22 protein-coding genes and 1 tRNA gene are annotated in these 16,981 nt (G+C 63.6%); 15 read left to right on the forward strand and 8 right to left on the reverse strand.

The window, feature by feature from the left end:
- The first annotated feature begins 15 nt into the window (after nucleotides 1-15).
- A complete protein-coding gene (locus G391_RS0107780) occupies nucleotides 16-984 on the forward strand; it encodes a class 1 fructose-bisphosphatase (protein WP_029087017.1) in 969 nt (322 codons plus the stop codon).
- Here the strand turns inward: G391_RS0107780 and G391_RS0107785 are convergent.
- Entirely contained in the window at nucleotides 966-1,988 is a 1,023-nt protein-coding gene (locus G391_RS0107785; RefSeq protein WP_029087018.1) for an adenosine deaminase, read from the reverse strand. The genes G391_RS0107780 and G391_RS0107785 overlap by 19 nt on opposite strands.
- A 72-nt stretch (nucleotides 1,989-2,060) precedes the next feature.
- Between G391_RS0107785 and G391_RS15700 the strand changes: the two genes are divergently transcribed.
- Entirely contained in the window at nucleotides 2,061-2,213 is a 153-nt protein-coding gene (locus G391_RS15700) for a hypothetical protein (protein WP_169719100.1), read from the forward strand.
- A gap of 373 nt (nucleotides 2,214-2,586) precedes the next feature.
- Here the strand turns inward: G391_RS15700 and G391_RS0107795 are convergent, their stop codons facing one another.
- The 3 genes from G391_RS0107795 to G391_RS0107805 are packed head-to-tail and all read right to left on the reverse strand — an operon-like array spanning nucleotide 2,587 to nucleotide 5,809.
- Nucleotides 2,587-3,306 carry a hypothetical protein gene (locus tag G391_RS0107795; RefSeq protein ID WP_029087019.1) on the reverse strand — a complete coding sequence of 240 codons (720 nt, stop codon included), beginning with the start codon at nucleotides 3,304-3,306 and terminating at the stop codon, nucleotides 2,587-2,589.
- Nucleotides 3,307-3,365: 59 nt separating this feature from the next.
- Nucleotides 3,366-5,159, reverse strand: a complete 1,794-nt coding sequence (argS, locus tag G391_RS0107800) for an arginine--tRNA ligase (RefSeq protein WP_029087020.1) — start codon at nucleotides 5,157-5,159, stop codon at nucleotides 3,366-3,368.
- Nucleotides 5,156-5,809 carry a hypothetical protein gene (locus G391_RS0107805; protein WP_029087021.1) on the reverse strand — a complete coding sequence of 218 codons (654 nt, stop codon included), beginning with the start codon at nucleotides 5,807-5,809 and terminating at the stop codon, nucleotides 5,156-5,158. Before G391_RS0107805 ends, argS begins: the two co-directional genes overlap by 4 nt.
- A gap of 135 nt (nucleotides 5,810-5,944) precedes the next feature.
- Between G391_RS0107805 and ispH the strand changes: the two genes are divergently transcribed.
- Together ispH and rnhA are read left to right on the forward strand one after the other, a co-directional pair.
- On the forward strand, nucleotides 5,945-6,907 hold the full coding sequence (gene ispH / locus G391_RS0107810; protein ID WP_035304151.1) for a 4-hydroxy-3-methylbut-2-enyl diphosphate reductase: 963 nt from the start codon (nucleotides 5,945-5,947) through the stop codon (nucleotides 6,905-6,907).
- 2 nt (nucleotides 6,908-6,909) lie between these two features.
- Nucleotides 6,910-7,341: a ribonuclease HI gene (gene rnhA, locus G391_RS0107815; protein ID WP_156893883.1), complete on the forward strand. Its 432-nt coding sequence runs from the start codon at nucleotides 6,910-6,912 to the stop codon at nucleotides 7,339-7,341.
- Between the two features lie 10 nt (nucleotides 7,342-7,351).
- On the opposite strand, the gene G391_RS0107820 is transcribed toward rnhA, so the two are convergent.
- Nucleotides 7,352-7,837, reverse strand: a complete 486-nt coding sequence (locus G391_RS0107820) for an outer membrane protein assembly factor BamE (RefSeq protein ID WP_029087024.1) — start codon at nucleotides 7,835-7,837, stop codon at nucleotides 7,352-7,354.
- 85 nt (nucleotides 7,838-7,922) lie between these two features.
- On the opposite strand from G391_RS0107820, the gene G391_RS0107825 reads away from it, so the two are divergent.
- The 7 genes from G391_RS0107825 to G391_RS0107855 all read left to right on the forward strand — a co-directional run bounded on the left by G391_RS0107825 (nucleotide 7,923) and on the right by G391_RS0107855 (nucleotide 12,047).
- Nucleotides 7,923-8,456 carry a ubiquinol-cytochrome C chaperone family protein gene (locus tag G391_RS0107825; protein WP_029087025.1) on the forward strand — a complete coding sequence of 178 codons (534 nt, stop codon included), beginning with the start codon at nucleotides 7,923-7,925 and terminating at the stop codon, nucleotides 8,454-8,456.
- Entirely contained in the window at nucleotides 8,453-8,965 is a 513-nt protein-coding gene (locus G391_RS0107830; RefSeq protein WP_029087026.1) for a YceD family protein, read from the forward strand. The genes G391_RS0107825 and G391_RS0107830 overlap by 4 nt, the downstream gene beginning before the upstream one ends.
- 121 nt (nucleotides 8,966-9,086) lie before the next feature.
- Nucleotides 9,087-10,157 carry a phosphate acyltransferase PlsX gene (plsX, locus tag G391_RS0107835; protein WP_281168406.1) on the forward strand — a complete coding sequence of 357 codons (1,071 nt, stop codon included), beginning with the start codon at nucleotides 9,087-9,089 and terminating at the stop codon, nucleotides 10,155-10,157.
- Nucleotides 10,154-11,131, forward strand: coding sequence for a beta-ketoacyl-ACP synthase III (locus G391_RS0107840; protein ID WP_029087028.1), 978 nt, complete (start codon nucleotides 10,154-10,156; stop codon nucleotides 11,129-11,131). Before plsX ends, G391_RS0107840 begins: the two co-directional genes overlap by 4 nt.
- A gap of 83 nt (nucleotides 11,132-11,214) precedes the next feature.
- On the forward strand, nucleotides 11,215-11,514 hold the full coding sequence (locus G391_RS0107845; protein WP_029087029.1) for an integration host factor subunit alpha: 300 nt from the start codon (nucleotides 11,215-11,217) through the stop codon (nucleotides 11,512-11,514).
- Nucleotides 11,511-11,921, forward strand: a complete 411-nt coding sequence (locus tag G391_RS0107850) for a MerR family transcriptional regulator (protein WP_029087030.1) — start codon at nucleotides 11,511-11,513, stop codon at nucleotides 11,919-11,921. Before G391_RS0107845 ends, G391_RS0107850 begins: the two co-directional genes overlap by 4 nt.
- Nucleotides 11,922-11,970: 49 nt before the next feature.
- Nucleotides 11,971-12,047, forward strand: a tRNA-Pro gene (locus G391_RS0107855).
- Between the two features lie 24 nt (nucleotides 12,048-12,071).
- Here G391_RS0107855 and G391_RS0107860 read toward each other — a convergent pair.
- Both G391_RS0107860 and G391_RS0107865 read right to left on the reverse strand, forming a co-directional pair.
- Nucleotides 12,072-12,266: a DUF2842 domain-containing protein gene (locus tag G391_RS0107860; protein WP_029087031.1), complete on the reverse strand. Its 195-nt coding sequence runs from the start codon at nucleotides 12,264-12,266 to the stop codon at nucleotides 12,072-12,074.
- Nucleotides 12,267-12,336: 70 nt separating this feature from the next.
- Entirely contained in the window at nucleotides 12,337-12,597 is a 261-nt protein-coding gene (locus G391_RS0107865) for a GlsB/YeaQ/YmgE family stress response membrane protein (protein ID WP_029087032.1), read from the reverse strand.
- A gap of 128 nt (nucleotides 12,598-12,725) precedes the next feature.
- On the opposite strand from G391_RS0107865, the gene G391_RS0107870 reads away from it, so the two are divergent.
- On the forward strand, nucleotides 12,726-13,799 hold the full coding sequence (locus G391_RS0107870) for a COX15/CtaA family protein (RefSeq protein ID WP_029087033.1): 1,074 nt from the start codon (nucleotides 12,726-12,728) through the stop codon (nucleotides 13,797-13,799).
- Here the strand turns inward: G391_RS0107870 and G391_RS0107875 are convergent.
- Nucleotides 13,774-15,147, reverse strand: a complete 1,374-nt coding sequence (locus G391_RS0107875; RefSeq protein ID WP_029087034.1) for an alkaline phosphatase PhoX — start codon at nucleotides 15,145-15,147, stop codon at nucleotides 13,774-13,776. The two genes, G391_RS0107870 and G391_RS0107875, sit on opposite strands and share 26 nt — an antisense overlap.
- A 354-nt stretch (nucleotides 15,148-15,501) precedes the next feature.
- On the opposite strand from G391_RS0107875, the gene rplM reads away from it, so the two are divergent.
- From rplM to G391_RS0107890, 3 genes are all read left to right on the forward strand, one after another.
- Entirely contained in the window at nucleotides 15,502-15,978 is a 477-nt protein-coding gene (rplM, locus tag G391_RS0107880) for a 50S ribosomal protein L13 (RefSeq protein WP_029087035.1), read from the forward strand.
- A 3-nt stretch (nucleotides 15,979-15,981) separates the two neighbouring features.
- Nucleotides 15,982-16,488 (forward strand): 30S ribosomal protein S9, encoded by a 507-nt coding sequence (gene rpsI / locus G391_RS0107885; RefSeq protein WP_084169177.1) that lies wholly within the window; start codon nucleotides 15,982-15,984, stop codon nucleotides 16,486-16,488.
- Nucleotides 16,489-16,770: 282 nt separating this feature from the next.
- Complete coding sequence (locus tag G391_RS0107890) at nucleotides 16,771-16,977, forward strand: hypothetical protein (protein WP_029087037.1); 207 nt, start codon at nucleotides 16,771-16,773, stop codon at nucleotides 16,975-16,977.
- The last annotated feature ends 4 nt before the right edge of the window (nucleotides 16,978-16,981 follow it).

The following is a 16,981-nucleotide window of genomic DNA, read 5'->3' on the forward strand; positions in this document are numbered from 1 at the left end:
TTCAGGAAATCGACCATGACCATGCCCGCCACCTTCGACGACTGGCTCGCCAACTCCAATGCGCCAGAGGGCGTCGTTGAGGTTCTGACCGTGCTGGGCCGGACCTGCGCGGAGATTTCCACAGTCGTCGCCGGCGGCGCCCTGACCGGCGTGCTCGGTGCCTCTGGCGTCGTCAACGTCCAGGACGAGGAGCAAAAGAAGCTCGACCTGATCACCAACGACATGCTGACCGAGGCTCTTCTGGCCTGTCCGGTCGTGGCCGGGGTGGCTTCCGAGGAAATGGACACGGTCCAGCCTGGGACCAACGCCGACGGGGCCTGGCTGGTGCTGTTCGACCCGCTGGATGGCTCGTCCAACATCGACATCAACGCCCCGGTCGGGACGATCTTTTCCATCCTGAAGTCGCCGAACGCCGCGCCGACCGAGGCCGCCTTCCTTCAGCCGGGCCGCGATCAGCTGGCATCGGGCTACGTCCTCTATGGGGCCCAGACGATGATGGTGCTGACGACGGGGCAGGGGGTCGCGGGCTTCACCCTGGCCGGTGACGGCACCTGGCGGCTGACGCACGACGCCATCCAGATCCCGGCCGACACCAAGGAGTTCGCCATCAACATGTCGAACCGGCGTCACTGGGCCGAGGGTGTTCAACGCTATATCGACGGCTGCCTGGCGGGCGTCGAAGGACCTCGGGCCAAAAACTTCAATATGCGCTGGGTCGCGGCCATGGTCGCGGATGTCCACCGTGTGCTGATGCGCGGCGGGGTCTTCCTCTATCCCTGGGACAAGCGTGAGCCCAACAAGCCGGGCAAGTTGCGCCTTATGTATGAAGGCAACCCCATGGCCCTGCTGGTCGAGCAGGCCGGCGGCAAGGCCACGACCGACGGCGTTCAGCGCATTCTCGATGTTGAGCCGACCCAACTGCATCAGCGCATCCCCATCGCGCTGGGTTCGGCCAATGAGATCGATCAGGTCGCGGCGGCGTAAGCCTCGACCTCAGCGATCCGCGCGGCCTTCTCGGCCTCGGTCAGGAATGAGCCTTCAAAGCTGTTCCGGGCCATCTGCGTGACCTGATCCCGCGTCAGGCCGACGGCCTGGGCCAACTGACTGTAGTTCTGGTTCACATAGCCGCCGAAATAGGCCGGATCGTCCGAGTTCAGGGTGACGTGGAGGCCGCGCCGCAACATCTCGGGCACGGGGTGGTCTTTCAGATCACGGACCACGCACAGTTTCAGGTTTGATAGCGGACAGACCGTCAGGGTCATCTGGCTGTCGGCCAGCCGTTCAATCAGCGCCTCATCTTCCATCGAGCGATTGCCGTGATCCATCCGGTCGATGTGCAGCAGGTCCAGGGCCTCGTGGACATAGGCGGGTGGCCCTTCCTCGCCCGCGTGCGCGACCCGCTTCAGGCCCATGTCGCCGGCCCGTGCGAACACACGCTCGAACTTTGACGGTGGGTGGCCGACCTCGGAGGAATCCAGACCGACCCCAACAATCCGGTCCAGCCAGGGCTCCGATGCCTTGAGGGTGTCAAAGGCGGCGTCTTCATCGAGGTGACGCAGGAAGCACAGGATCAGCTTGGAGGTGACGCCCAACTCGGCCTCGGCGGACTTCATCCCGGCCAGCAGCCCATCGGCGGCGACCGAAAACGGCAAGCCCCGATCCGTGTGGGTCTGGGGATCAAAGAAGATCTCGGCATGGCGCACATTGTCCGCTGCCGCCCGCCGGAAATAGGCCAGCGCCATGTCGTGAAAGTCCTGTTCCGTCTGCAGGACGTTGGCCCCGGCGTAGTAGATGTCCAGAAAGTCCTGCAGGTTCGAGAAATCATAGGCGGCTCTCACGGCCTCGACACTGTCGAATGGGGTGATCATCTTGTTTCGCTGGGCAAATTCGAACATTTGCTCGGGCTCAAGCGAGCCTTCGATATGTAGGTGCAGTTCGGCCTTTGGCAGGCCGGCGATGTAGGCATCGGTGGCGTTGAGCTGGGTCATCTATTCCTGTGGAGGGTTGCGGAACATTGTTTGGGCGCGCACGTTCGATCAACGCCAGCAAGGAGCATCGGCATGACCGACGAAAAAGACAAGAAAGTCATCATCAACACGACGCCCGGCGTTATGGGCGACGGCACCGAGGAACAGAACCTCGGCCAGCCGGGTGATCCGTCCAAGCGCATCACCAAGGAAGAAGTCGAAGAGGCCTTCGGCGAGAAGAAATAGCCACTGAGGGCCGCTGGGGTTGCCAGTCGTCTAATACCCGCCAGCCTTAGAGGGCTTAGGTTCAATCGACATTCAATGGCCCGTCATTCCCGGCCTTGTGCCGGGAACACATCACCTCGTTGAGTGTCTAGTTGTTTCGATGTTGGAACAACCGCAATCGTCTTGCAGGGCTGGTTGTGATCGACGGCCGGGACAAGCCGGACCCATGACGAGTGTGTTTGTATTTAAAAGGATAATCGATCTGAATGTCGATTGGACCTAGGCGCAGTCACTCGTTTTATCTATTTTTATCTATCGGGCTATCTATCGGTGGCCCGGGCAGCGTTGCCGTGTCTTGCTGGACAAGTGGCTGCGGCAGACGAATGGTTGCGCGTTACTGAGGCGTGCTTGGCGGGCTTGCTTCCTGGTGCTCACGGGCTAGCCTCCACGCGCCTATGATGACCTGGTGTGTCGCGTCATTGGGTCTTATGCATTCAATCGGATTGCTCATCCGTCGGACTGCTTCGGCATGAGCGCGCTCAAGCAGCGCATCGAGCGCAATGCGACCGGTCAGGTTCCAGATGCCGGATGAAATACGAACATTGTCATTGGTGATGGCGCGGGATTCTACTTGGGGTGCGGTCGAGAACAGCTCCAAGGCTGCGGGGGAGTTGAAACTAACGGAGCCCGCAATGCTGTAGCCGTCGTTCCGGCGCGCTTCAGCGAACGACGTCCAGTCTTGCCGTTCCAACCACTCGGTTTGTCCATATTGTCGAATCCGAACTTCGGCCGAGGTCGCACGCGACTCGGAAATCCGCGCGGCGTGAATAACATGGGCGTAGAAGAGGGGGCCGTGCGCTCCGGTCTGGATGTCGTGGACCCTGTAGTAGAGCACCACCATGGGCAGCGGGCTGCCGGCGAGCGCCGTTTGATTTGGCGGTCGCCACATTGCCATGGCGTAGACTGGCTCTGCGTTTTCCAAAAGAATCTGAAAGATGTGTTCGCCCGCCGGGCCGCGAACCGCGCCTTCGCAAATCCGCTGTTGTTGGGCGACGGTCGGGCCAGCGATCAGAAGTGTCACAGCGCCGGAGATCGACGCAAACAAGAACTTCATCCCAAGAACTCCGACACCCTCCGACCCTACCATACAGCCCAAGGTCGCGACAAGTCGGACTACATCCGCTCCGGCGTGTCGATACCCAACAGGTCCAGCGCGACCTCCAACTGCTTCAGCACCGCCTCGGCCAGGGCCAGGCGCGATCCGCGCGTGGTTTCGTGGCTTGGTGCCAGGATCGGACAGGCGGCGTAGAACTTCGAGAAGGCCTGGGCTAAGCGATAGGCGTGCTCGGCAAGGGCGTTCGGCCCTCGCCGATCGTAGGCTTCCTCGGCCGCCTGCTGGAAAGCGTCCAGCACCAGAGCCAGCTCACGTTCGGCCGGTTCGACAATGGCGATCGCGCCGGTGGTGACGTTCTCGCCGGCGGCCCGCCGCAACAGCGATTTGATCCGCACCGCCTGATACAGCAGGTACGGCCCGGTCTTGCCCTCAAAGCTGGTGAACCGATCCAGATCAAAAATGTAGCTGGTGCCGCGCCAGTTCGACAAGTCGGCGAACTTCAACGCCGCCACCGCCACCTTGGCGGCGATGTCTTCGAATTCCTCGGATGACAGATCCTCACCCAGACCCGCCTCGTGCAGGCGTGCGCGCGCCTTTTCGCGGGTCATTTCGATCAGGTCAGCCAGCTTGAGCACGCCGCCCGCGCGCGTCTTGAACGGCTTGCCGTCCGGCCCATTCATGGTGCCGAAGCCCAGATGCTCCAGCTGCCCCGGTTCGGCGTAGCCGGCCAGGACCGCGGCGCGGAACACCTGCTCGAAATGGTCCGCCTGACGCTGGTCCACGACATAGAGGACCAGGTCGAAATCCTGCTCGTTGCGGCGGTCGACGATGGTCGCCAGATCGGTCGTGCCATACATGGCCGACCCTTCGGACGAAATGACCAGCAGCGGGTCCGGGCTGGGCACGGTCACAACGGTTCCGTCCGGCAGTTTCTTCGACTTCGTTTCGCCCTCGCGCGCGACGTGGACGACCCGAGCGCCCTGATCGTCGACCAGCAGGCCTTTCGTCTCAAGCGTCTTGACCATGCCGGGGATCAGGGGGTCGGCATCGGCCTCGCCCTTCCACAGGTCAAAGGTCACGCCCAACGCGCCGAAGTCGCGCTGCAAGGCTGCCATGGAGACGTCGTGCATATGCTTCCACAGGGCGCGATAGCCGGGGTTGCCCGCTTGAAGCTCGGCGGTGGTCTTTCGGGCGCGATCACGAAAGGCCGTGTCTTCCTTGGCCCGCGCCGCTGCGGCCGGATAGAGCCGTTCCAGGTCTTCGAGGCTAACAGGGCTGTCGGTCGGGAACGGACCGGTGCCCTGGAATTCAGTGGCCCGGCCTTCGTCTTCCAGTGCCGCGATCAAAAGCCCCATCTGGAAGCCCCAGTCACCGAAGTGGGCGTCGCCCCAGACGGTGTCGCCGCGGAACCTGAAAAGACGCTTCAGGCTCTCACCGATAATGGATGAGCGCAGGTGTCCGACGTGCATCGGCTTGGCCACGTTCGGCCCGCCGTAGTCGATCACGACCCGGCGCGGCGCATCGACCAGCGACGCACCGACCATCGGACCGGCGGCGACCTCCTGGGCGCGGTCGGCCAGAACCGCGTCGGTCACCCGGATGTTGATGAAGCCCGGTCCGGCGATGTCCACCGACGCGATCTCGGGCCGTCCCTGCAGGTGGGTCGCCAGTCGCCCGGCCAGCTCGCGCGGATTGGCCTTGGCCTGTTTCGCAGCCGCCAGAGCCCCGTTCGACTGGAAGTCGGCCAGATCGGGACGATCCGAGGGAACAACCCGCGCCAGATCTTCAGGCAAGCCTTCGGCGGCGAAGGCGGCGCGGACCGCTTCGCTGAGCCGGCTCCTGAGGTCCGTCATTCGCTGGGCGCGCCCGCGTTGGCGCGGAAGCGAGAGCCGTTGCGATTGAATTCGGCCATCTCGGGGGTCACGTCAAAGCCGACCAGAACCTCGAAATTGGTTCCTGACACAGTGATGTCCCGGCGCGGAATGGTCAGGCCGCGAATCTGTTCGGTGACGTAGGTTCGGTCGCTGCTGCCGAAGTCGACCGGAAGGTCGAAATACTGTTTGGCCAGAATCGCCGAGTTCCGCTCCGTGACGGCGACCCAATAGCGATAGGTCCGCTGGCCACTCTCGGCCTGGGGGCCACGCCCAAGCTGGAACAGAATGTCCATGTCGATGCGGATCGGGTCGGCTTCGCGATACACGCACTCGGATTCGATGCCCTCGATCTCGCCGGTGTAGCCGACTGCCGAGACGGTCTGCTGGCCACCCTCGAACTCAACATAGCGAGCGGCGTCGTAGAGAATACGCACGAAGGGGCAGGGGCCGGCGTTAGGCCGCTCACGCAGCGGGGCCGGCGTGTTGTTGAACTCGTCTTCGCGCTGCTGGCGGGCAGCGCGGTCGCGTTCACGATCCTGCTCGTCACCACGGGTTTGCGCCATGGCGGGCGTGGCCAGGGCGGATACGGCGATGGCCGAAGCGATCAGAGGCAGGAGCAAACGACGCATGAGGGACCTTACAAACAGGCGAAACGGACCGCCGGACAGCGAAGCCGCGACGCTTGCGCGTGATAGCGGCTAAACCGAGGCATCGCAACGCGCCGAAAGCTGGTGTTCGCCTCACAGGGCCGCTACCTAGGCGCGGTGACCGATGCTTCGATTTCTCGCCGCCCCCTTCAGGTTCGCCTGGCCACGCCGCGCGGCTTCTGTGCGGGCGTTGATCGAGCCATCCAGATTGTCGAGCGCGCGCTCGAGAAATATGGGGCTCCGGTCTATGTGAGACACGAGATCGTCCACAATCGACATGTGGTCGACCGGTTGCGAAACCTGGGTGCCGTCTTCGTCGAGGAGCTGGATGAATGCCCGACGGACCGGCCCGTCGTGTTTTCGGCCCATGGCGTTCCCAAATCGGTTCCGGCCGAAGCCGAACGCCGTGCCCTGTTCTACCTCGATGCGACTTGTCCGCTGGTGTCCAAGGTCCATGTGGAGGCCGAGCGCAATTTTTCAGCGGGCCGACAGATCGTCCTGATCGGCCACGCCGGCCATCCAGAGGTCGAAGGCACCATGGGCCAGCTGCCGGAGGGGGCCGTCACCCTGATTGAAACCCCGGAAGACGCCGAACGCTTCGAGCCTCGCGAGGCGTCAAACCTGGCATATGTAACCCAGACGACGTTGTCGCTGGACGATACCGCAGAGATTATCGGGGTGCTCAAGCGGCGTTTTCCGGGACTGCCGGACCCCCACAAGGAAGACATCTGCTATGCGACCACCAACCGCCAGGAAGCGGTCAAGCGGGTGGCCGAGCAATGCGACCTGGTTCTGGTGATCGGGTCGCCCAATTCGTCCAACTCCGTGCGTCTGGTCGAGGTCGCGCGTCGGGCCGGTGCCCGCATGGCGCAACTGGTTGACGATGCCTCGGTGGTTGACTGGGGCTGGTTTGACGGGGTCCAGACGGTCGGGATTACGGCGGGGGCCTCTGCACCGGAACCGCTTATTGAGGCCCTGGTTGCTGCCATCGCCGAGCGGTTCGATACCGATGTGGTCGAAGATTCAGGCGCGCGCGAAACCGTCACCTTTAAACTCCCGCGCGTTCTGTCCGAGAGCTGAGCGTGCCTCACGTCATCATCCACACCGATGGTGCCTGCAAGGGCAATCCCGGTCGCGGCGGCTGGGGCGCGATCCTCCAGTCCGGTGTCCACGAAAAGGAACTGTGGGGGGCAGAGCCGGAAACGACCAACAACCGCATGGAGATGACCGCGGCCATCATGGCCCTGGAGGCCCTGAAAAAGCCCAGCGATGTCGACCTCTACACAGACAGCAAATATGTCATGCAGGGCATCACCGAATGGATCGGCGGCTGGAAATCACGCGGGTGGAAGACCGCAGACAAGAAGCCCGTCAAGAATGAGGATCTCTGGCGTCGACTCGATGAGGCCCGCACCCGCCACCGCGTGAGCTGGCATTGGGTCAAGGGTCATGCCGGGCACGCGCTCAATGAACGCGCCGATGCCCTGGCCAATCGCGGAATAGAGGAACTTTAGTTCGCCCCGCCTATTCCTGACGGCGGCGCTGGTTCGGCGGGAGATCTTCTTCGCTGCCGGGCAGGGCCTGGCGACCCACCGTCCCGAGAAGCTGTTCGATCACGGTCAGTTCGCGGCCACGGGTCGGCGTTTCGCGGCGGTTGAACGCCACCTGCCGACCGTCTTCCAGATCCAGGTTTTCGACGCCGATGACGCGTCCGGTCGATTCGTCGAAGGTGATCTGCGTCACCGACCGCTGGGTCACCTCGGGCAGGTTGAACGTATATTTGGCGGTGGTCTGCGAAATGTAGAACCACACGGCGTCGGGCTCGAAGGTCGAAACCACGGATGGTGACCCCAGGCGCGCCCGCACCGTGTCGCGCGTATCGGTACCCACCACGATATCGGCAGGCTGCACATCAACAGGCTGGAAGCCATGGCGCGAAACCTGCGGCGAGCAGGCGGCGGCTGCCAGGGCGGCGGAGGCCAGGAAGACGACACGGAATGCGACGGACATGAGAACTTCCGAAAGTGAACGGCCTTTGACCTAGCGCGCACGGAGGATTAGTTCAACGCCAAGACCGAAATGGGGCGATCCAAGCGTGCTACAACGCCTTTTCCGACCTCGCCAGGCGCGTATCGCCGGCGAAACCCTTTACGCCGGCCTGGTCGATCAGGCCCGCCGTCCGGCCCTGTATCGCGACCTGGGTGTTGCCGACCGGATTGATGCGCGCTTTGAACTCTATGTGCTGCACCTCAGCCTGCTTCTGGCCCGTCTCAAGGGGGAGGGCGAGGCAGGCGCAGAGATCGGTCAGGCGGTCTTCGACACCTTTGTCGGCGCGTTGGACGACGCCTTGCGGGAGCTTGGGGTCGGCGATCTGTCCGTGGCCAAAAAGATGCGCAAGCTGGGCGAGGCGGTCTATGGGCGCATCCTCGGCTATCAGAAGGCCGTCGAGGCTCAGGATCGTGAGGCTTTGAGCGGCTTGCTGGCCCGTGCGGTCTTTGCCGAGGAGAGCCAGACCGAACAGGCGTCAGGACTGGTCGACTACACCCTGCGAATGGGCCAGGCCCTGCAAGGCATGCGGGCCGAGGACATCCTGCGCGGTCGTGTCATTTGGCCGGAGGTGCTGTCGTGAGCGCAGATCCCGTCTGGAGCGAACGTATTCGGTTGGACCGGATCGGGCAGGGCCTGACCCGACATCTGGAGGCCGATGCAGAGGCCCGGGCTCGGGTGGCCAAGGCGCTTGATCTGGCCGACCTCAGCCGACTGGAGGCGGACATCGAGGTCCGCCCGGCCGGGGCCGGCTGGCGGCTGAGCGGCAAGGTGACGGCCGACCTTGTCCAGACCTGCGGAATCACGCTGGAACCCTTGCCGAGCCAGGCGAATGCCGAATTTTCGGTGGATCTTGTCGAGGCCAGCGAATTCGAGCCCCAGGAGGACGACGTGGAGTTCGATCTGGAGATCTCTGACGGTCCGGACATAATCGAGGACGGAGGAATCGATCTGGCCGCCTATGTCGTTGAGCACTTGGCCTTGTCGATCGACCCTTGGCCACGCAAGCCCGGCGCGGTGTTTGAGGCCCCGGAGGGGCCGCCAGAGCCGTCACCGTTCGATGTCCTGAAAGATCTGAAGCCGCGCGAATGACGCAGCGGCAGGTTTTGCGGTGCCCCGGCTTGCATCGGGCGGGCCGGACGCTATCGTCCGCGCTCAATTTCCAGACCGCGCGCGGACACGCGCGGCGCGCGGCGGAGGCGATCTGATCAACGTGTCTTCATCTTCAGTAACCGTCATTTCGGTCGACGCCATGGGCGGAGATCACGGGCCAGTCGTCACCATTGCCGGTGTCGAGGCCTTTCTGAAGCGCCACGGCGCGCGTCGAGCACGCTTTGTCCTGCATGGCGATGAGGCGGCGATCGAGGCTCAGTTGGCCAAGGCCCCGCTGGCGCGCGCCGCGAGTGAGGTTCGCCACACCGATCTGGTCATCGCCATGGACGAGAAGCCCGCTGTGGCGGTGCGGCGGGGCAAGGGCTCCAGCCTCTGGAATGCCATTCAATCGGTAAAATCCGGCGAAGCGGATGCGATCGTCTCGGCGGGAAATACCGGAGCCTTGATGGCGCTCTCCAAGCTCATCTTGCGGATGTCGGCCCCGGGCCTGGATCGTCCCGCTATCGTGGCCAGCTGGCCGACGATCAAGGGCGGGCACACGGCGGTGCTGGACGTGGGGGCCAATGTGTCTTCGGATGCCAAGCAGCTGGTTGAGTTCGCCATCATGGGTGAGGCCTTCCACCGCGCGGTCCATCACATCGACAAGCCGACCATCGGCATTCTCAATGTCGGCTCCGAGGAAATGAAGGGCCACGACGAGGTTCGCGAAGCTGCGCTGCTGCTGCGGTCGGGGCGGTTTGACCTGAACTACAAGGGCTTCGTCGAGGGCGATGACCTGTCGCGCGGCGTGGTCGACGTCGTGGTCACGGATGGCTTTACCGGCAACATCGCCCTCAAGACGGCTGAGGGCGTGGCGCGTTTCATCTCGACCTTGATGAAGGATGCCCTGCTGTCGTCGCCCCTCTCTCGGGTCGGGGCGATGCTGGCCTATGGGGCTCTCAAGGCCATGCGGAGCCGGATTGATCCCAATTCGATCAACGGGGGACCGTTGCTGGGCCTGAACGGTCTGGTGATCAAGAGCCACGGCGGTGCGGATGCGCGCGGCTTCAACTCGGCCCTTCGCGTCGCCATCGACCTGGCCGAAAGCGACTATATGGCCAAGGTCGCCGAGAACATGGCTCGATTGGATGTGGACGAGGCCGTGTCGGATATTGAAGAGGCCGCCCAATGAGCGTGACGCGCAGCGCGGTCACCGGGGTCGGGGCCTACCTCCCGGATGAGGTGGTGACCAACGCCGACCTGTCGGCGATCGTCGACACCTCTGATGAATGGATTCAGGAGCGCACCGGGATCAAGGAGCGCCGTCGGGCCCGTCCTGATCAACCGACCAGCGATCTGGCCACCGAAGCCGCCCGCCGGGCTCTGGCAGCGGCGGGACGCGAGGCTTCAGACGTTGATCTGATCGTGGTGGCCACCACGACGCCCGATCTGACCTTTCCGGCAACGGCCGCCATCGTCCAGCGCAAGTTGGGAGCCGGAGTCGGGGTTGCCTTTGACGTCCAGGCGGTGTGTTCGGGCTTCGTCTATGCGCTGAGTGTTGCGGACGGGTTTGTCGCGCGCGGCCTGGCAAAATGCGCCCTGGTTATCGGGGCGGAAGAAATGACGCGGCTGATGGACTGGTCGGATCGGGGAACCTGCGTGCTGTTCGGTGACGGCGCCGGGGCCGTCGTGCTCGAACCTATCGAAGGCGAAGGGGCCACGGCAGACCGTGGCCTGCTCGGATTTGCCCTGCGCAGCGACGGGACCAAGGGCGATCTACTCTATGTTGACGGTGGCCCGTCGACCACGGGCGAGGTCGGCCATCTACGCATGGCGGGCAATCAAGTGTTCCGCCATGCCGTTATCAATATTGCCGAGGCCGTCGAAGCTGCCTGTGCGGCTGCCGGCGTCGCCGTCAGTGATGTGGACTGGTTCGTTCCGCATCAAGCCAATCAACGCATTATCAAGGGGGTAGGGGACCGCCTGGGCCTGGACGAAAACAAGGTGATCTCGACGGTGGCCTGGCACGCAAACACTTCCGCAGCGTCAATTCCGCTGGCATTAAGCGTGGCAATAGAGGATGGTCGCATCAAGCGAGGCGACCTGATTTTGTTGGAGGCCATGGGGGGCGGGCTGACGTGGGGTGCGTGCGCCATTCGCCTTTAGTGGGAAGTCGGGTCTTTCGTTAGGGGGCTCGTTCGCGTAACAGATTTGTTGCATTCAAGCGCCTGAGAGGGAGGGCCTCTGACATGGCTGGCAAGACGGTGACGCGGGCGGATTTGTCCGAGGCGCTTCACGAAGAGATCGGTCTGTCGCGACAAGAATGCTCCGGGCTTGTTGAGCGCGTGCTCGATATGATCGTCGAGACGCTTGAGCGCGGCGAAACCGTGAAACTGTCAGGCTTCGGTGTCTTTCAGGTGCGTGAGAAGCGCGCGCGCATGGGCCGCAATCCCAAGACCGGAGAGCCGGCCGCCATCGTGCCGCGACGGGTCATCAGCTTCAGGGCCTCCCAGCTGATGAAGGCCAAGGTTGACGGCGCGAATACGTGACCAAGAGCCCTGACGCTTTCCGCACCATATCGGAGGCGTCCGACGAACTGGGCGTGCCGCAGCACGTCCTGCGGTTCTGGGAAACCAAGTTCACCTTCATCAAGCCGATGAAGCGGGCGGGCGGGCGTCGCCTGTACCGTCCCGCCGATATGGCCGTGCTGCGGGGCGTCAAGACGCTGCTGCACGATGAGGGCGTCACCATTCGGGGTGTCCAAAAACTCTACCGCGAACAAGGGATGGCCCGGATCACCGGTGCGGTGGAGGGGGGGGCGCTGGTGCCGGCATCAGTGGTCGAGACGCATTCGCGCTCGGCCGCGCCGGCGGTGCCGGACAAGGCCCAGCTGCGCGCTGCCCTGGCGGCGGTGGAGGCCGCCAAGCGTCGGCTGGATGCCGCTTTGGGCAGTTAAGCGATTTCCGTTTGCGGCTCAGCCGGGCCTTGTCTATACGGGCGCCTCTCGGAGCGTGGCGCAGCCTGGTAGCGCACTTGACTGGGGGTCAAGGGGTCGCAGGTTCGAATCCTGTCGCTCCGACCATTCCCTTGACCCGGTTCAGATAACTTAGCCTTTTTCCGCCCATTTGATGAGCGGCAGAATGGGCACACCCCAGGCGAGGCCGGCCACGGCAAAATAGGGGACCTGGGCCCACCAGACCTCGGGAATGAAGCCGGCTAAAGTCACCACCAGCCAGACATAGAAGGCCAGAAAGGCCAGGACGCCCACGGTGGCAATGGCTTTTCGCGTACGCGGTCCCAAGCCCGATCTCCCAGATGAAAAACGCCGCGGACCTGGGCCCGCGGCGCTCTCCTATCGGATTTGTCTGATCCTATCGACGGCGAATGAGGCCGAAGATGAACAACAGGACCACCGCGCCGCCGGTTGCGGCGACCAACGAGCCGAGCCAACCCGTGATCGGGATACCCAGGACGTTTTCAGACAGCCACCAGCCGAGGATGGCACCGAGCAGACCGACGATCAGGTTGGTCAGGATGCCATGGCGGCGCCCCGTCACCTGTTCGGCAATCCACCCCGCAGCGATACCCACAATGATGGCGACGAGCCAGCCGTTCGTTTCGAAGATTCCCATAAGAAGTCCCTTTCCAGACCACCGGCCCTCCCGCCGGGTTCAAGGATCACAATGCGGGTGGCGCAGCATGGGTTCCTTGGGCTAGAGCCCAACGACTCGATTAAACCGCGCCTCCCGAGCTCAACAGTATGCTCCGTTTTCAAAGTCTCCAAGACCGTTCGTCAGCCACGGCTATTTGGCTCGGCTTTGTGGCCTTGCTCGTTTTGGCCATGGTTGTCGTCGGCGGCATCACCCGATTGACCGAATCCGGCCTGTCGATCACCGAGTGGGCCCCGGTTACGGGGGCCTTGCCGCCGCTGTCCGATGCCGAGTGGAATCGCCAGTTCGAGGCCTATCGGCAAACGACCCAGTACGCCCAACTGAATGCGGGCATGAGCCTGGAGGCTTTCAAGGGCATCTTCTGGTGGGAATGGGCGCACAGGTTGCTGGGCCGGCTGATCGGGGTGGCATTTGCCCTTCCTTTCTTTGTCCTGTTGGCCATGCGGCGGATCCCCCAGCGATTGGTCTGGCGGTGCTGGGTGCTGCTGGGCCTCGGGGCGCTCCAGGGCGCGGTTGGCTGGTGGATGGTCGTGTCGGGCCTGGCGGGGCGTGTCGAGGTGGCCCCCGAGCGCCTGACCATCCATCTTGGACTGGCCTTGATCATCTTTGTCGGCCTGGTCTGGACGGCGCTGGAGGCGGCAAGCGGCGAGAATAGGTCGCACGCGCCCACGGGCTGGAGCCGGGCGGCGGCGGCGTTGCTGGGGCTGGTGTTCGTCCAGTGTCTGTTGGGAGGGCTGGTCGCGGGCAATGACGCCGGTCGCGTTTTCACAGACTGGCCGTTGATGGAAGGTGCTCTGTTCCCGCCCGTCGACTGGAGCCGGGGCGCAGCGGCCTTTCTGCATGATCAGGGCCTGGTTCAGTTCATGCACCGAATGGGCGGCTACACGGTCTTCCTGGCAGTCGCCGTCTTTGTAATTCAGAGTCTGCGAACCCGGCTGGCGGACGGCGTGCCACGGGTCGCCATGAACCTGTTTGGGGCCGTGGTGATCCAGGCTCTGCTTGGGATCGCCACCCTGATGACGGCGCTCAATCCCTGGCTGGCCGGCCTGCATCAGGCGGGCGGTGTGTTTGTTCTGGGATTGGCGACCTGGCTGCTTTGGTGTGTGCGCCGCAGCCATCCGCGGCTGTTCTCCAGCTCTATCGTGAGTGCCACGGCCCTGTGATCGCCAGGGTGTAGCCGGGATCCATGACATTGACGAAGACGGTCGAGCCGTCCGGTGACACGCAGACGCCGGCGAACTCGGCATTCTCGGCATGGGCGTTGCGGGCGATCGTATAGACCTGACCTTCAGGCGTGACGCCGCGCAGGTGGGTCCGCTCTTCCGTATAGCGGTCTTCGCAGACCAGCAGATCACCCCAGGGGGCAACGGTCAGGTTATCCCCGTAGTCATAGACCTGCTCGTCGGCGCTCTCGAGGAAGAGCTGGAGGCGGTCGGCTGCTCCGTCCCGACTGGGAACCAGCCGCATGATCTGGCCGGATCGATTGGCACCGCCGGATGTACAGGCAAAGAACAGATCGCCGTTGCCCCAGGTCAGGCCCTCGCCCCGCGCGAACAGGGCGGCCCCAGCGGCGTGGCCCCGGATGCGAAGATCTTCATGTGGGCTCTCGACGTCTTCAAGATCGACCCAGCGTGCATCGAGCCAGTCGCCCATCCGCCAGAGGATCGCGCCGTTCCAGTTACGGGTGTCGGCCCCGGGGGCCCCGTCAACCACCAGTCCCTGAAGTCGGCCCCCGTCGATCAATTGGCCCGGCGTCGTCGGGATGAAGCGGTAGAGGAGGGAATCGTCCTTGTCCTCGGTCAGATAGACAATGCTGGTCGCCGGATCGACGCAGGCGGCCTCATGCTCAAAGCGGCCCATGGCCTTGAGGGGAACCGGATCCACGAGCCCTTGCGCATCTGCTGGAACCTCGAACACCCAGCCGTGGTCCCTGTTCGATTGAGCGCCGGCGGTCAGCTCGATCTCTTCGCAAGAGAGCCACGACCGCCAGGGGGTGACGCCACCGGCGCAGTTGGTGGCCGTACCTGTCAGGCTGAGGTGCTGGCGCACCACGCGCTGTTCCGCGAGGTCATAGACCACTGTGGTCGTGCCGCCGCCCATGGGATGCCCATCGAGATAGGTGTCATAGACCTTGTCGGCCGGAAGCTGATCGCGCAGCCGATGGCCGATGCCGGTGGGTCCAAGGTCGCGGTGGCGCGGCTTGACCTCGTGATTGCAGACCAGGATCACCTGCGACCCTTCGCCGGCGAAACATCCCATGCCGTCCGGCTTGCCGGGCATCAGCAGGCCGTCGTCCATCGTCTCGCCCGACTGGCGGATGACGCGATAGGTAAAGCCCGCCGGCAGGTCGAGGATACCCTCGGGGTCAAGCACCAGCGGCCCGTAGCCGGTGACCTGGTTGGCGTAGCTCTCGGTGGCCTGCGCGTCCTGAGCCTGAGCGCGGCGGGAGAGGCCGGTAAAGGCAACCAGGGCCGTGCTGCCGACAAGAACGTGACGCCGGGAAAAACTCATCTATGCAATCCTACCAGAGTTGAGTGCGCTCCTAATGCCTGGTTGCGACATTTGAATGAAGTTGTGCTCCGTCCGTTCAAAGCGACTGACACGGACAGACAAACTGACAGGACCGCCCGGTCTATCGGGGCAACCGATGTTGCCATCGCCACGGGCGGCGGGGAGAAACGACGAGAGGATGCTCCAAATTTATACGGTATCATGTTACCGTATCTAGAAAATATCATTAAAACAATAGGATGAATGGCATTCGAGAATCAGACATGCATTGACGCGTGGGATGGTGTCCGCTAATAAGCGCGCCGTTGCGGTCGGGGCCCTCCCGGCCGCTTTTCGATTTTTTTGGACCCGACCATGCTCAAGACCACGACGGCTTCGCTGAAGCCCGCCGATGTCGAGAAGAAGTGGATCCTCATCGACGCCGAGGGCGTCGTTGTCGGTCGTCTCGCTTCCTTCATCGCCATGCGTCTGCGCGGCAAGCACCGCCCGGACTACACCCCGCACGTCGACTGCGGCGACTATGTCGTCGTCATCAATGCCGAGAAGGTGAAGTTCACCGGCAAGAAGCTGACCGACAAGATCTACTACCGTCACACCGGCCACCCGGGCGGCGTCAAGGAGCGCGTCGCCGGCAAGGTGCTGGAAGGCAAGTACCCCGAGCGCGTCCTGCAGAAGGCCGTCGAGCGTATGCTGCCCAAGGAAAGCCCGCTGGCCCGCGCCCAGATGACCCACCTGCGTATCTTCGCAGGCGCCGAACACACCCACGAAGCTCAGAAGCCGGAAGTCATCGACTTCGCGAGCCTGAACGCCAAGAATACCCGGAGCCAGTAAGTCATGACCGACACTCCGATCACCGAAACCGCCCCGGAAGCCACCGAAGGCAAGGGCTTTGACGCCCTGGCCGGCATGGGTACCCAGGCCGCCGCCCCCGTCCGCGAGCGCATCGTCGACGCGCAAGGCCGCGCCTACGCCACCGGCAAGCGCAAGAACGCCATCGCCCGCGTCTGGATCAAGCCGGGCTCCGGCAAGATCACCATCAACGGCCGCGACCAGGAGATCTACCTGGCCCGTCCGGTGCTGCGCATGATGATCGCCCAGCCGCTGGAAATCGCCGACCGTCTGACCCAGTTCGACGTGGACGTCACCGTCCAGGGCTCGGGCCTGTCGGGCCAGGCCGGCGCCATCCGTCACGGCATCGCCAAGGCTCTGACCTACTACGAGCCCGAGCTGCGCCCGGTCCTGAAGCCGCACGGCTTCCTGACCCGCGACAGCCGCGTCGTCGAGCGCAAGAAGTACGGCCGCGCCAAGGCCCGCCGCAGCTTCCAGTTCTCGAAGCGCTAACTCGCCATCCCGCGAGTGGGATTACAAAGGGCGCTTCGGGGAAACCCGGAGCGCCTTTTTCTTGCTGTCTTGGGTTTATCCACAGTAAAGGTCATCGCGCATCTGACGCGTAGTCAGTTGCCTCTTGGCCTCCGATCATCGCCTGTAGAACAACGAGGGCTGGAACGTCCAACTCGCCCGTCCAACTCGGTTTGACATAATGTCAATTCATTGTGCTTGACCGCCCGCCGAACTCCGGTCCTATTCCCGAAGGGACTGCACATCGATTTCGCTAATGCGGAGATGTGCCCGGTGCCCGGCTCCAATGATCGCAAACCCAAGCGGGCGACGCTCAAAGTAGAGTTCAAACGCACGCGCTTCACCATGAGGGGCAAAGGCAAGGCCGTGTTCGTCATGCCGGCCATCGCCCTGATCTATCGCCTGCGCATGGGGGCTTGCCTTTCCGCCTTGGCGTGGCTGGTCAGTGAGGTCAGGGCGCTCATTGGATGATGCT

The sequence above is a fragment of the Brevundimonas aveniformis DSM 17977 genome, assembly GCF_000428765.1.
In the GTDB taxonomy this organism is placed as follows: Bacteria; Pseudomonadota; Alphaproteobacteria; order Caulobacterales; family Caulobacteraceae; genus Brevundimonas; species Brevundimonas aveniformis.

Coding starts and splice junctions, on each gene's coding strand:
- G391_RS0107780 (WP_029087017.1), top strand. CDS start 16: ATGACCATGCCCGCCACCTTCGACGACTGGCTCGCCAACTCCAATGCG.
- G391_RS0107785 (WP_029087018.1), bottom strand. CDS start 1,988: ATGACCCAGCTCAACGCCACCGATGCCTACATCGCCGGCCTGCCAAAG.
- G391_RS15700 (WP_169719100.1), top strand. CDS start 2,061: ATGACCGACGAAAAAGACAAGAAAGTCATCATCAACACGACGCCCGGC.
- G391_RS0107795 (WP_029087019.1), bottom strand. CDS start 3,306: ATGAAGTTCTTGTTTGCGTCGATCTCCGGCGCTGTGACACTTCTGATC.
- argS (WP_029087020.1), bottom strand. CDS start 5,159: ATGACGGACCTCAGGAGCCGGCTCAGCGAAGCGGTCCGCGCCGCCTTC.
- G391_RS0107805 (WP_029087021.1), bottom strand. CDS start 5,809: ATGCGTCGTTTGCTCCTGCCTCTGATCGCTTCGGCCATCGCCGTATCC.
- G391_RS0107820 (WP_029087024.1), bottom strand. CDS start 7,837: ATGTCCGTCGCATTCCGTGTCGTCTTCCTGGCCTCCGCCGCCCTGGCA.
- G391_RS0107840 (WP_029087028.1), top strand. CDS start 10,154: ATGAGCGTGACGCGCAGCGCGGTCACCGGGGTCGGGGCCTACCTCCCG.
- G391_RS0107845 (WP_029087029.1), top strand. CDS start 11,215: ATGGCTGGCAAGACGGTGACGCGGGCGGATTTGTCCGAGGCGCTTCAC.
- G391_RS0107865 (WP_029087032.1), bottom strand. CDS start 12,597: ATGGGAATCTTCGAAACGAACGGCTGGCTCGTCGCCATCATTGTGGGT.
- G391_RS0107870 (WP_029087033.1), top strand. CDS start 12,726: ATGCTCCGTTTTCAAAGTCTCCAAGACCGTTCGTCAGCCACGGCTATT.
- G391_RS0107875 (WP_029087034.1), bottom strand. CDS start 15,147: ATGAGTTTTTCCCGGCGTCACGTTCTTGTCGGCAGCACGGCCCTGGTT.
- rplM (WP_029087035.1), top strand. CDS start 15,502: ATGCTCAAGACCACGACGGCTTCGCTGAAGCCCGCCGATGTCGAGAAG.
- rpsI (WP_084169177.1), top strand. CDS start 15,982: ATGACCGACACTCCGATCACCGAAACCGCCCCGGAAGCCACCGAAGGC.
- G391_RS0107890 (WP_029087037.1), top strand. CDS start 16,771: ATGTGCCCGGTGCCCGGCTCCAATGATCGCAAACCCAAGCGGGCGACG.